The organism is Kocuria sp. GQ42 (assembly GCF_059758435.1).
Map to the genome: position 1 here is coordinate 470,309 of NZ_JCAXEN010000001.1, position 12,438 is coordinate 482,746.

The 12,438-nt window shown below is 73.5% G+C and carries 13 protein-coding genes, 1 other RNA gene and 1 pseudogene; 13 read left to right on the plus strand and 2 right to left on the minus strand.

Annotated elements, in window-relative coordinates:
* Positions 1–49 precede the first annotated feature (49 nt).
* From AC6CH6_RS02170 to AC6CH6_RS02210, 9 genes and pseudogenes are all read left to right on the plus strand, one after another.
* A pseudogene (locus AC6CH6_RS02170) lies at positions 50–418 on the plus strand (CpaF family protein); the annotation flags it as partial.
* On the plus strand, positions 415–1,272 hold the full coding sequence (locus AC6CH6_RS02175) for a type II secretion system F family protein (protein ID WP_498253876.1): 858 nt from the start codon (positions 415–417) through the stop codon (positions 1,270–1,272). The pseudogene AC6CH6_RS02170 and the gene AC6CH6_RS02175, both read left to right, overlap by 4 nt.
* A complete protein-coding gene (locus AC6CH6_RS02180) occupies positions 1,269–2,213 on the plus strand; it encodes a type II secretion system F family protein (RefSeq protein WP_133411275.1) in 945 nt (314 codons plus the stop codon). Before AC6CH6_RS02175 ends, AC6CH6_RS02180 begins: the two co-directional genes overlap by 4 nt.
* Positions 2,214–2,265: 52 nt before the next feature.
* A complete protein-coding gene (locus AC6CH6_RS02185) occupies positions 2,266–2,490 on the plus strand; it encodes a hypothetical protein (protein WP_133411274.1) in 225 nt (74 codons plus the stop codon).
* Positions 2,491–2,492: 2 nt separating this feature from the next.
* On the plus strand, positions 2,493–2,900 hold the full coding sequence (locus AC6CH6_RS02190) for a TadE/TadG family type IV pilus assembly protein (RefSeq protein ID WP_133411273.1): 408 nt from the start codon (positions 2,493–2,495) through the stop codon (positions 2,898–2,900).
* A gap of 142 nt (positions 2,901–3,042) precedes the next feature.
* Positions 3,043–3,426, plus strand: a complete 384-nt coding sequence (locus AC6CH6_RS02195) for a hypothetical protein (RefSeq protein WP_498253877.1) — start codon at positions 3,043–3,045, stop codon at positions 3,424–3,426.
* Positions 3,423–3,944 (plus strand): pilus assembly protein TadG-related protein, encoded by a 522-nt coding sequence (locus AC6CH6_RS02200; RefSeq protein WP_498253878.1) that lies wholly within the window; start codon positions 3,423–3,425, stop codon positions 3,942–3,944. The genes AC6CH6_RS02195 and AC6CH6_RS02200 overlap by 4 nt, the downstream gene beginning before the upstream one ends.
* Positions 3,945–4,297: 353 nt before the next feature.
* Positions 4,298–5,191 carry a LamG-like jellyroll fold domain-containing protein gene (locus AC6CH6_RS02205; RefSeq protein WP_498253879.1) on the plus strand — a complete coding sequence of 298 codons (894 nt, stop codon included), beginning with the start codon at positions 4,298–4,300 and terminating at the stop codon, positions 5,189–5,191.
* Between the two features lie 182 nt (positions 5,192–5,373).
* Positions 5,374–6,519 (plus strand): glycerol dehydrogenase, encoded by a 1,146-nt coding sequence (locus AC6CH6_RS02210; RefSeq protein ID WP_133411270.1) that lies wholly within the window; start codon positions 5,374–5,376, stop codon positions 6,517–6,519.
* Between the two features lie 80 nt (positions 6,520–6,599).
* Here AC6CH6_RS02210 and AC6CH6_RS02215 read toward each other — a convergent pair whose 3' ends face one another.
* Positions 6,600–7,760 carry a glucose-1-phosphate adenylyltransferase family protein gene (locus AC6CH6_RS02215; RefSeq protein WP_498253880.1) on the minus strand — a complete coding sequence of 387 codons (1,161 nt, stop codon included), beginning with the start codon at positions 7,758–7,760 and terminating at the stop codon, positions 6,600–6,602.
* Positions 7,761–7,848: 88 nt separating this feature from the next.
* Here AC6CH6_RS02215 and prfB point away from each other — a divergent pair, with 88 nt between their 5' ends.
* On the plus strand, positions 7,849–8,970 hold the full coding sequence (prfB, locus tag AC6CH6_RS02220) for a peptide chain release factor 2 (RefSeq protein ID WP_498253881.1): 1,122 nt from the start codon (positions 7,849–7,851) through the stop codon (positions 8,968–8,970).
* Positions 8,971–9,046: 76 nt separating this feature from the next.
* Here prfB and AC6CH6_RS02225 read toward each other — a convergent pair whose 3' ends face one another.
* The gene (locus AC6CH6_RS02225) at positions 9,047–10,282 is read right to left on the minus strand and encodes a polysaccharide pyruvyl transferase family protein (RefSeq protein WP_498253882.1); all 1,236 of its coding nucleotides are present in this window, start codon (positions 10,280–10,282) and stop codon (positions 9,047–9,049) included.
* A 178-nt stretch (positions 10,283–10,460) separates the two neighbouring features.
* Here AC6CH6_RS02225 and smpB point away from each other — a divergent pair, with 178 nt between their 5' ends.
* The 3 genes from smpB to AC6CH6_RS02240 all read left to right on the plus strand — a co-directional run bounded on the left by smpB (position 10,461) and on the right by AC6CH6_RS02240 (position 12,377).
* Positions 10,461–10,937 carry an SsrA-binding protein SmpB gene (smpB, locus tag AC6CH6_RS02230; protein WP_017833660.1) on the plus strand — a complete coding sequence of 159 codons (477 nt, stop codon included), beginning with the start codon at positions 10,461–10,463 and terminating at the stop codon, positions 10,935–10,937.
* Positions 10,938–11,025: 88 nt separating this feature from the next.
* Positions 11,026–11,420: a transfer-messenger RNA gene (gene ssrA / locus AC6CH6_RS02235) on the plus strand.
* Between the two features lie 162 nt (positions 11,421–11,582).
* On the plus strand, positions 11,583–12,377 hold the full coding sequence (locus AC6CH6_RS02240; protein ID WP_498253883.1) for a DUF4190 domain-containing protein: 795 nt from the start codon (positions 11,583–11,585) through the stop codon (positions 12,375–12,377).
* The last annotated feature ends 61 nt before the right edge of the window (positions 12,378–12,438 follow it).

Genomic DNA, 12,438 nt, shown 5'->3' on the forward strand with positions numbered 1-12,438 from the left:
GGAAGGCATAAGACAAAGCTTACCGTTTGATTGCCGCTTGACAGAGCACGGCCTCCCGGGGATGTGCAGCCTGCACGCCAACTCCGCCCGGGACGCCGTGACCAAGATCTGCACCCTGCCGCTGCTGGCGGGGGAGAACATCAGCTCCGGGTTCGTGGTGCCCACGGTGGCCTCGTGCTTCGACCTCGTGGTGCACTGCCACCGGGACCGGCACGGCCGCCGCCGGGTGAGCGAGATCCTCGCGATCGGCAACCGGGTCGAGAACGGCGTGATCGAGACGTACCCGGTCTTCGCCGAGACGGACGGCGCCCTGCTGGCAGTGGCCGCCGAGGCGCCGGCGGCGTGGAAGTTCGAGCGGGCCGGGCACCGGGTGAGCGAGCTGCTGGTGGACGACGGCCCGGTCGGAGCAGCGCGGTGAGCGCGGCGCTGGGCGTGCTGCTGGGGGCGGGCGTGTTCCTGCTCTGGTGGTCCTGCTGGGCCGAGGAGGCGCCGCGCGCGGCCGGCCCGCGCCGGCCCGGCCGGCTGCGCGAGCTGCTGCTGCGCGCGGACCTGGCCCGGGTCGGTCCGGCGGGACTGCTGGCCGCCTGCGCCGCGGCCGGGACGCTGAGCGGACTGCTCGTCACTGCGGTCACCGGCGCGGCGGTCCTCGGCCTGTGCGCCGCCGTCCTGGGCGGATGGGTTCCCCTGGCGGTGGTCCAGCACCGGGCCCGGCGCCGGGCGGCCGCCCTGCGCGAGGTGTGGCCCGACGTGGTCGACCACCTGCGCTCGGCGATCCGGGCCGGGATGTCCCTGCCCGAGGCGCTGATCCAGCTGCAGTACCGCGGACCCGAGCCGGTGCGCCCGGCCTTCGCCCGGTTCGCCGCCGACTACCGCGCCTCGGGGCAGCTGCAGGGCGCGCTCACCCTGCTCAAGGACCGGCTGGCCGACCCCGTGGCCGACAACATCGTCGAGGCCCTGCGGGTGACCCGGGAGGTGGGCGGGACCGACCTCGGCCGGCTGCTCGGCACGCTGTCCGAATTCCTGCGGGAGAACGCCCGCACCCGCGGAGAGCTGGAGGCCCGGCAGTCCTGGACGGTCAACGCCGCGCGGCTGGCGGTGGCCGCACCGTGGATCGTGCTGGCGCTGATGGCCACCCAGCCCGCCGCGATCCGGGCCTACGACACCCCGGCCGGCGCCCTGGTGCTGATCGGCGGGCTGCTCGTCTCCACGATCGCCTACCGCCTCATGCTGCGGATCGGGGCGCTGCCCGAGCCCGAGCGGGTGCTGCGGTGAGTGCTTCCCCCGCCCTGCTGGTGCTCCTCGGCCTGGTGCACGCCGCCGGGCTGTGGCTGGTGCTCACCGGTGCCCGGGTCACCGGCCGGCCGTCCTTCGCGACCCGGATCGCCCCGCAGCTGCGCTCGGTGGAGGTCGAGTCGGCGCTGCTCGCCCGCCCCGGGCGCCGCTCGGCCCGGACACCCGGCCGGGCCGCAGCGGGGCTGGACCCGGTCGTGCGCGGGCTGGCCCACCGCGTGTTCCGGCACGCCGCCCCGTCGGCGGCCCTGGAGGGACGCCTGGTCCGGGCGGGCGTCAGCACCACGGCGGCGGACTTCCGCGCCGAGCAGCTCCTGTGCGCGACGGGGGGCCTGCTGCTCGGCGTCCTGCTCGGGGTGGCCGCCGAGGCGCGCTGGGGCACGGGCCCCGGCGGGGTGCTGCTGGCCGTGGGCGCGGCCACGGCCGCCGGGCACCTGCTGCGCGGGCACCTGCTGAGCCGGCGGATCCGGCTCCGCGAGGCCCGGATGCTGGCCGAGTTCCCCGCCGTCGCCGAGCTGATGGCGCTGTCGGTGGGTGCGGGGGAGAGCGCGGTGGGTTCGCTCGAGCGGGTGTGCCGGGTCGCCGAGGGAGAGCTCACGGCGGAGTTCCGCGCGGTGCTCGCACAGACCCGGTCCGGCGCCGGACTCGTGCACGCCCTCCAGGACTTCTCCGCGCGCACCCCGGTGGCGCCCATCGGGCGGTTCGTGGACGGCATCGTCGTGGCCATCGAGCGCGGCACGCCCCTGGCGGACGTGCTGCGGGCCCAGGCCCAGGACGTGCGGGACAACGACAAGCGCGAGCTGATGGAGGCCGCCGGGCGCAAGGAGATCGCCATGATGGTGCCCCTCGTGTTCTGCGTGCTGCCGCTGACGGTCGTGTTCGCCGTGTTCCCCGGGATCGCCGTGCTCGAGCTCGGCTTCTGACCTCTCATCCGGGCGGCCGGGGACCGGCCGCCCTCCAGGAAAGGACACACCCATGACACACCTCCACCGGCTCGCCGCCCTGCTCGGCGTCCTCGCCCTGGCCCTCGCCGCGCTGCGCGAGCGGCTCACCGCCGATGATCCGGACCGCGGGGACGTCCCCGGCTGGGTGATGCTGACCCTGATGTCCGCGGTGCTCGTGGCCGGGCTGCTGCTGGTGGCGCAGCCGGCCCTGGAGGGGCTCTTCCAGGACGCGATGGCGCGCGTGAGCCAGAACTGAGGATGGACGAGGAGCGCGCCCGGCCGGGCGCCGGGCCCCCGGAGACGGACCGGGGCAGTGCGGTGGTCGAGTACGTCATGGTGGCCGGCCTCGTGGCGATGATCTTCGCGGCCACGCTGCAGCTGGCCCTGGCCCTGCACGTGCGCAACACGCTGATCGACGCGGCCGCGGCCGGCGCCCGGTACGGCACCCTGGCCGACCGCTCGCCCGAGGACGGGGTCGAGCGGACCCGCCGGATCGTCTCCGGTGCCCTCGGCCCCCGGTACGCCCAGGACGTCGTCGCGACCACCGCGGCGGTGGGCGAGCTGCGGACCCTGGAGATCACGGTGGTCTCTCCCCTGCCCGTGGTGGCGCTGTTCGGTCCGCCCGACTCCCTGGAGGTGCGCGGCCATGCCGTCCTCGGCGACTGAGGCCACTGCCTCCACCGGAGCAACGGCATCGACGGCATCGACCGCTTCGACCGCCTCGACCGGAGCGACCGGGGCGGCTCGTGCGGCCGGGCCGCCCGATGTGCTCGGGGGCCCTGCGGACGGTGACGAGGGCAGCGCGGTCGTGGAGTTCGTCGCGCTGGGCACGCTGCTGCTCGTCCCCGTGGTCTACTTCGTGCTCGCGGTGGCCCAGGTCCAGTCCGGGGCCTTCGGGGTGGTGGCCGCCGCGCAGCAGGCGTCCCAGGTGCTGGCCCGTGCCGAGCCCGGTGCGCTCTCGGACACCGGGCTGACCGCGGCGGCGCAGCTGGCGGCCGCGGACCAGGGCTTCGCGCCCGACCGGCTGGCGCTCCGCCTCGAGTGCTCCGACGGGGCGTGCGCGGCGCCCGGTGCGGTGGCCACGGTGCACGCCACCCTGGAGGTCCCGCTGCCGCTGGTGCCCGGGTTCACGGATCTGGACGTGGCCGTGCTGACGTCCTCGGCCACGGTCGTGATCGGCCGCTACGGATGAGCGGGCGGACCGCCGTCCCCGGCCCGCGCCGGGCCGGGAGCCGGGACCACGACCGGGGCCACGACCGGGGCGAGGGCCGGGACGAGGACCGGGACGACGGGCAGGTCACGATCCTGGTCATCGGCTTCGCGGTCGTGCTGCTCCTGCTCACGGTCGTGGTCATGGGGGTCACCGCGGTCTACGTGGGGGAGCGCAAGCTGCAGGTGCTGGCCGACAACGCCGCGCTCGCCGCGGCCGACACGTTCGTGGCGCTGGAGCCGGGGACGGGCGGCGCCCCGCCCGTCACGGTCCTGGACGACGACGCCGTGGCGGGGGCGGCGACCGCCTACCTCGACACCGTCAGCGCCTGGGCCGGGACGCCGGGCCTGGCCCTGGCCGCACCCACCGGGAGCCCGGACGGGCGGACCGCGGAGGTGACCCTGACCGCCGTCGTGCACCCGCCGGTGGTCAACCTCCTGGTGCCCGACGGCATCCCGATCACCGCCACGAGCGAGGCCCGCGCACGACTGGGTCGATGACGCGGCCCACCTGGTTCCGCTGACCTGCGCGGCCGCTCCGGGGGCGGTTCGGCCGGTGCGTCAGGCACGGCGCTCGCAGACGTCAGGGCCGGCCCCGGACCGGGCGACGGGGATGGTCACCGTTCGGGTGCTGTTCGGCGCGATCTCATTGACCGGCCGGGAGCGGCGGCGCACGCTGGTGCCGAGGGATGTTCCTCCGGACCGGTCCTCGTGAGCGCATCGGTCCTGGTGGGGAGGAGGTGTCGCGACGACGTCCGGTGCGGCCGCACGGCCGGCACCGCAGTGAGCGGGACGCGCACCACGGGGGCAACCGGTGCGGGCGGTCCCGTCCGACACCACATCGAGGTCTCGACATGAGTACTGTTCGCGCGCGGGGACGGTGGAGCGCGCCGGTGCAGGGCGTGCTGACGCTGCTGCTCGCGCTGGCGCTGGGCATCGCAGGGCTTCCGTCGTCGGCCGCCCGGGACGATCCCGGGGACGTCCTGCGGAGCGCGGCCCGCCCGCTCTCCTACGACGACACCGTCCGGAGGGACGGACCCGCCGCGTACTGGGCCATGCGCAGCCCCGGTGCGGGCACGGAGAAGGACCTGGTGGGCAGGCTCCACGGCAGCTACCACGGCAAGCCGAAGCGGGCGACCCTGCCCAACGGCGACCCGGCCGCGGACTTCGACGGCACCGGTCAGTACCTCCAGGTGCCCGACGCCGCCGCCGTCAGCGCCGGCACGCGCGGCGTGCTCACCGTCGAGGCGTGGATGCGCCCCGACGCGCTGGACTTCCGGTCCCAGGAGGGCTCGGGGTACGTGCACTGGATGGGCAAGGGCGCGCCGAGGAACCACGAGTACGTGGCGCGGATGTACTCGAAGAGCAACTCCGAGAACCGGCCCAACCGCATCTCCGGCTACGCGTTCAACCCGGCCGGAGGAGAGGGGCCGGGGTCCTACTTCCAGGTGCCGGTGCGCAAGGGGGAGTGGATCCACTACGTGCTCGTCATCAATGCCAACGTCAAGGGCGGGGACTATCCGCACGGCTACACGAAGATCTACCGCAACGGGCAGCGCATGGACCAGGACGACCTGGAGCACGACGGCACGGTCGTCGTGCCCCGGCGCGGCAGCGCGCCGTTCCGCGTGGGCACCCGGGACCTGAGGTCGTTCTTCGACGGGGCCGTCGGCAAGGTGGCGGTCTACACCAAGGAGCTGCCCAGGAAGCAGGTCGAGGAGCACTACCGGGTGATGACCACGCGGTGAGGACCGGGACGCCGTCCGGCCCGTACGGCGGGACGCGACGGCGACGCCTCCCCGGTTTCTCACCCGGCGAGAACGTCCCTGGCGCCGACCGCGGGGACGTTCCTACGCTGGCGGGCACCCGGGACAGCATCCCGGACGGCAGGGGGAACGACCTGCCGGCCCCGTCGTCGAAGGAGAAGGCCATGGACGCTCCCGTCCGCTCCGTCATCAGCCCAGGACGCTACGTCCAGGGACCGGGCGCCATCGCACGCCTGGGAGAGTATCTCGCCGCCGTCGGGCAGACACCCCTGGTGGTGGCCGACGACGTCGTCTGGGGGTTCGTGGGCCACGACGTGGAGGCGTCCCTGACGCGGGCCGGCATGGCGACCACGCGCGAGACCTTCAACGGCATCCCCTCGGCCGGGGAGATCGACCGGCTCACGGCGGTCATCCGCGCGGCGGGGGCCGACGTGGCCGTGGCCGTGGGCGGGGGCAGCACCATCGACGCGGTCAAGGCCTCGGGGTTCCTCGCCGGGATCCGGTGGGTCAGCGTCCCCACCGTCGCCTCCACCGACGCGCCGACCTCGGCGCTGGCGGTCGTCTACACCGACGAGGGCGTCTTCGAGGAGTACCGGTTCTTCCCCCGCAACCCCGACCTCGTCCTCGTCGACTCCCAGCTGGTGGCCAACGCGCCGGCGACGTTCCTGGCGGCGGGCGTCGGCGACGCCCTGGCCACCTGGCTCGAGGCCAGGGCCACCGCCGCCTCGGGGTCGCTGACCATGGCCGGGGGCACGGCCACCCTCACGGGCACCGCCCTGGCCCGGCTGAGCTGGGACGTCCTGTGGGACAACGCCCTCGTCGCGATGGACGCCGCCCGGGACCACGTCGTGACCCCGGCACTGGAGAAGGTCATCGAGGCCAACACCCTGCTCTCCGGGCTCGGCTTCGAGTCCGGCGGACTGGCGGCGGCCCACGCCGTCCACAACGGCCTGACCGCGGCGCCGCAGACCCACGGCCTGGCCCACGGGCAGAAGGTCAACATCGGCTCCATCACCCAGCTCGTCCTGGAGGGCGCCCCGAGCTCGGAGATCGTGGACTTCATCGAGTTCACCACCCGGGTCGGGCTGCCGACCACCCTCACGGAGATCGGGCTGCGCGCGGAGGACACCGAGGAGATCCGGGCCGTGGCGCGGGCCGCGACCGTGGAGAGCGAGACCATCCACAGCATGCCCTTCACCGTGCGGGCGGACGACGTCGCCGCGGCGCTGACCTCCATCGAGCGCCTCGGCCGGCGGGTGCGTGCCCGCGCCGGCCTGCCCGAGCCGCAGCCCTACCGCCACGCCCACTAGCGTCCCGTCCGGGCAGGTTCCGTCCCGGGCGGGTCCTGCCCCGGCGGGTCCTGCCCCGGCGGGACCGGTCCGCGGACGGCTCAGTGACCGCGGGGCAGGACCGCCCCGCGGTCGAACGCCTCGGTGGCCGCCACGGCGCCCGTGCCGTCGATCAGGGTCACGGCGCCCGCAGCGCCGTGCGCACCCGCGGAGATGTCGGCTCCCGTGTCGGCGAGGACGTTCTCGAGGGTCACCCCAGGCCCCACCCGGACGCCGTCCAGCAGCACGGAGCTGCGCACCGTGGCGCCCTCCTCGACGACGACGCCGGGGCCGAGCACCGAGTGCTCCACGGCGCCGCGCACGGTCGCGCCCGCGGCGACCATCGACCCGCGCAGCTCGGCGCTGCCGGCGATCCGGGCAGGCACCCGCTGCGGCTGGGCCGAGAGAATCGGCCAGCCGGGGTCGTCCAGGGCCACGCCGTCGCCGTCGAGCATCTGCATGTGGGCGGTCCAGTAGGACTGCAGGGTGCCCAGGTCCATCCAGTACCCGTCCAGGCGGTGCTCCACCACCGTGCGGTGCGCCACGAACCACGGGACCAGGTCGTTGCCGTAGTCCTCGAGCCCGCCCTCCTGCTCGTGCACGAGGTCCAGGGCCTCCAGCAGCTTCTCCGCGTCGTAGAGGAACATCTCGGCCGCGACCAGCCGCCCCCGGGGCTCGTCCGGCTTGTAGTCGAAGCCGGTGACGCGGCCGTCGTCGTCGGTCTGCACCACGCCGTAGCGGGAGGGGTCCTCGTCGACGAGCGTGGTGACCACGGTCAGGTCGGCGCCCCGCTCGAGGTGGGTGTCGATCACGTCGAGGAAGTTCAGCGTGTACAGGTGGTCGGCGCTGAGCACCAGGACGAGGTCCGGGGCGAAGTCGCGGATCAGGTCCTTCTGCCGGTAGAGCGAGTCCGCGTTGCCCTCGGCGAAGCCCTCGCCCTCGGTGCCCTGGTACGGGGGCAGGACCTGGAGCCCGCCGTGGGTGCGGTCGAGGTCCCAGGGACGCCCGTTGGCCAGGTGCTGGTTGAGGCTGTGCGGGAGGAACTGCTCGACGACCCACACGTCCGAGAGGTGGGAGTGCACGAGGTTGGACAGGGCGACGTCGATGAGCCGGTAGGTGCCCGCCACGGGCAGGGCGGGCTTGACCTTCTTCTCGGTCAGGGCGCCGAGCCGGGAGCCCTTCCCGCCGGCGAGGACCAGGGCCAGCGTGCGAGGGATGCGCATCGTGCTTCCTTCCTCTCGGCACCATCCTGCCAGAGGGGCGCCGGGCCGGGCCGGGGTGATTTGCCCCCATGGGATAATCTTGGCTTCCATGGCCTCCCTTGACTTCCCGGCAGAGATCTCCGCCCTCCGTTCCACGTTCGCGTCCATCGAGGCCGTGAGCGACGTCGACGCCATCAAGCGGGACATCGCCGAGCTCTCGCAGCAGGCGACCGCCCCGGACCTGTGGGACGACCAGGCCGCGGCGCAGAAGATCACCTCCAAGCTCTCCCACAAGCAGTCCGACCTCGAGCGGCTCGAGAAGCTGGGCGGCCGCATCGACGACATCGAGGTCATGGTGCAGCTGGCCGCCGAGGAGGACGACGCGGAGACCCTGGAGCTCGCCGTGGAGGAGCTCGCCGCGGTCAAGAAGGCGCTCTCCCGGCTGGAGGTCCAGACCCTGCTCTCGGGCGAGTACGACGAGCGCGAGGCCGTGGTGACCATCCGCTCCGGCGCCGGCGGCGTGGACGCCGCCGACTTCGCCGAGATGCTCATGCGCATGTACCTGCGCTGGGCGGAGCGCCACGGCTACCCGACCACCGTCCTGGACACGTCCTACGCGGAGGAGGCGGGCCTGAAGTCCGCGACCTTCGAGGTCAAGGCCCCCTACGCCTTCGGCACCCTCTCCGTCGAGGCCGGCACCCACCGGCTCGTCCGCATCTCCCCCTTCGACAACCAGGGGCGGCGCCAGACCTCGTTCGCGGCGGTGGAGGTCATCCCGCTCATCGAGCAGGACGACTCGATCGAGATCCCCGAGTCCGAGATCAAGGTGGACGTCTTCCGCTCCTCGGGCCCCGGCGGGCAGTCCGTGAACACCACGGACTCCGCCGTGCGGATGACCCACATCCCCACGGGCATCGTCGTGTCCATGCAGAACGAGAAGTCCCAGCTCCAGAACCGCGCCGCCGCGCTGCGCGTGCTCCAGTCGCGGCTGCTCCTGCAGCGCCAGGAGGAGGAGAGCGCCAAGAAGAAGGAGCTGGCCGGGGACGTCAAGGCGTCCTGGGGCGACCAGATGCGCTCCTACGTCCTGAACCCGTACCAGATGGTCAAGGACCTGCGGACCAACCACGAGGAGGGCAACCCCTCCGCGATCTTCGACGGCGCCATCGACGGCTTCGTCGACGCCGGGATCCGCTGGCGCGCCGATCAGCGCCACGCCCCGGCCGACGCCTGAGCTCCCGCGGGACCCCTGCCCGGGCCCCGGCCGGTCCCGCGACCGGCCGGGGCCCGGTGCCCTGGCGGGCGGGCGCTCAGCGGCGCAGGAAGCGCGCCACCGTCCGTCCCGGCCGGGTGCGGGGCTCCGTCCCGGCGGGACCGTCCTCGGGGGCCGCCGCCGCCGGGTACAGCTCCTCCGCCTCCCGCAGCTTGGTGCGGTGCAGCCGCGCGGCCGTGGCCGGGAAGGCGTGCGACCGGGCGGGCGCGGACGGTTCCGTGCCGCCGGTGGGCGTGACGGACCACCCCGTGCCGGCCTCGAGCAGCGACTGGTGCTTGACGCGGTAGTAGTCGGGGCTGACCTCCAGCGCGGTGCCCTCCGCGCCGCACGCGGCGGCGAGCAGGTGGAAGTGGAACCGGGAGGTGAGCCACGTCTGACCGGGCCGGGCGGGGAAGCCCTCCTGCCAGAGCCGCGTGAACGGCACGAAGTTCTCCTCGGGGACGAGGTCGGCGAGCCGGTCGAAGGCCGCGCGGTCCGCGCCGGGGATCGCCTCGAGGTAGCGCACGGTCCGGCCGGCCAGGGCCGGACCCGTCAGCGCGGTCCGCACGGCGGCGACGGCGCCGTCGAGGATCCCGGGCTCGGTCATGTCGCTCTGCAGGCACACCCACACGTCGCCGTCGCCCGCCCCCTCGGCGGGCGCGCCGGTGAAGCCCGCGAGGCCGGGCAGACCGAGGAAGGCGTCGTCGGGGGCGCGGTCGGCGCGGGCGAGCTGGGCGCTGGGCGCGTCACGGACCGTGGCGTGGTCGAAGGCGCCGAGCGCGGCGCGCAGGCCCTCGGCGTCGGTGGCGGGGGCCAGGCCCAGGCCGGTGGCGGCCAGCCGCGCCCCGGAGACCTCGCGCAGCCGCAGCGCCGCCCGGAGCAGGCGCGCGTGGTGCGGCCAGATGGAGTTCAGGTACCCGCCCCCGAGGAAGTGCACGGAGCCCGCGCGCCGGGCGCCGAGCAGGCCGAGGTCGTAGCGCGGGGACCCCAGGTGCGTCACCACCCGGTCCACGTGGGCGTCCGCCGCGGCCGGGTCCATCCCGGTCGTCTCGAAGGCGAGCCGCCACAGGGTGTCGGTGGTCCGCAGCCCCGGGTGCAGGCCGTCGAAGAGGTGGGACGCCAGCCCCGGGTGGGGGCAGTCGAGCCACACCTCGGCGCCGGGCCGGGCGCGGGCGAGGAAGCGCAGCCACGAGGCGGCGATGAACTCGTCGCCGAAGTTCGGGTGACCGCTCGTGCCGACGAGGTACAGGACGTCCGCGGCAGGCGGGCGCTCGGTGGGGACTGGCTCCAGCATCCGCCCAGCCTACCGGGTGCGGCGGGGGTGACCTGGGGCGACGCTCCTGGGCGGGGCGCCGCCGGGTCCGGGTGCCGGCCGTGGTCCCGCAAGATGGCCGTGGCGTAGGATGGAGGATCTGCCGCGTGCCCCGGTGCGCGGCACGTTCCCGTCCGCACCGTCCCCAGGGAGGAGGCCCATGGCCAAGAAGGACACCGGTCGCCAGGTCGTCGCCAACAACAAGAAGGCCCGGCACGACTACCACATCCTCGACACCTACGAGGCGGGTCTCGCGCTCATGGGCACCGAGGTGAAGTCCCTGCGCATGGGGCGCGCCTCGCTCGTGGACGGGTTCTGCCAGTTCACCGACGGCGAGCTGTGGCTCGAGGGCGTCCACATCCCCGAGTACCTGCAGGGGTCGTGGACCAACCACTCCGCCCGCCGCCGCCGCAAGCTGCTCCTGCACCGCAGCGAGATGGACAAGATCCAGCAGAAGACGCGGGAGTCCGGCTTCACGATCGTGCCGCTGTCCCTCTACTTCGTGGACGGGAAGAAGGCCAAGGTCGAGATCGCCGTGGCCAAGGGCAAGCGGGAGTACGACAAGCGCCAGACCCTGCGGGAGCAGCAGGACAACCGCGAGGCCCAGCGGGCCATGCGCTACAAGAACCTGGGCTGAGCATCCGGGGGCGAATGCTTGCGGTCGGCGAGTACCGCGCGGTAGAGTGGTGTATCCCGCTGCGGCGGGACGCTTGACAACAAAATACGGGGATGATCGGTTTCGACGATGTGAGTTGAGACAGGGGAAGCGGGTCGAGGACGCAGAGTTATCTCGTAAACGCTCTCTGTAAAACAATAGTTGCCAATTCTCAGAGCAACGTCGCCAAGTCTCAGAACGCCTTCGCCCTCGCGGCGTAAGCGCAACCAGACTACTTAGGTGACTGTCAGCCCGGGTTCGCCTTCGACCCGGGGTCTGGCATCAATCAGGAGGCCACTGCTCCAGCCGTTCGTCGCGGGCGTCTGGAGAACACTTTCGCGACTGAGTCCGTCGGCCACGTGTCTGCACGAGGGCCGGGACTGAGAAAACGCCACGCAGACTGCACCCGGAGAAGCCCTGACAATGCTGCATCGGACGGGGGTTCAATTCCCCCCATCTCCACGAGATCCCTGACCGGGGAGCGCCGCGAGGCGCTCCCCGGTTTTTTCGTGCCCGGATCGTTCCGGGGCAGGGCGGGCGCCGTGCCGCCGCCCGGGGAAGGGGCACGTCCCGGCGGGCCGTGTGACAAGCTGGTGGCGTACCGCAGACGACCGAAAGGGCAACGCCATGAGCCACAACGACAACACGCCAGACCAGAGCGGCACCGGTGCCGGCGGGTCGTCGAGCTCCGGTCGCCAGGACCCGCCCGAGTACGGTCAGCGCGTCGAGGGAGCACCTTCGGGACCCTCCTACGAGCCGCCGCGCTCCGGCCAGGGCGGCGCCGGCGACCCGTACGCCACGCCGCAGTACGGCCAGGGGCAGCAGGGCTACCAGAGCCAGTACGACCAGGGCCAACAGGGCCAGGACTCCTACGGCCAGGGGCAGCAGGGCTACCAGGACCAGTACCGCCAGGGCCAGTACGACCAGGGTCAGTACGGCCAGGGCCAGTACGGCGGCCAGGGCTACCAGGGCCAGGGCCAGTACGACCAGGGCCAGTACGGCGGCCCGGGCTACCAGGGGCAGCAGGGCTACCAGGGGCAGTACGACATGAACCAGTACGGCGCGAGCCCGAAGCCCGCCGGCACGGGGCTGGGCATCGCCTCCCTGGTGCTGGGCATCGTGGCGCTGCTGACGTGCTGGTTCGTGCTCGGCATCGTCCCGGGCCTCGTGGGCCTGGTGCTCGGCATCGTGGCGCTGCGCAAGCTGGGCAGGACGCCCGGCGCGTCCAAGGCCCTGCCGATCATCGGCATCGTGCTCAGCGTCCTGGCGATCCTGGCGAGCATCCTCTTCCTGGTGCTCTTCGGGGCGCTGTTCGGGGAGTTCGGGCCGGCCATGGAGGCCTGCTCGCAGTACTCCTCGGACCAGGCGGCGTTCCAGCAGTGCATCGAGCGGGAGATGGGCTTCACCGGCCAGGACCTCTGACCCCGGCCGGAGACCGACGACGAAGGGGGCCCGCACCGGCCGGTGCGGGCCCCCGTCGTCG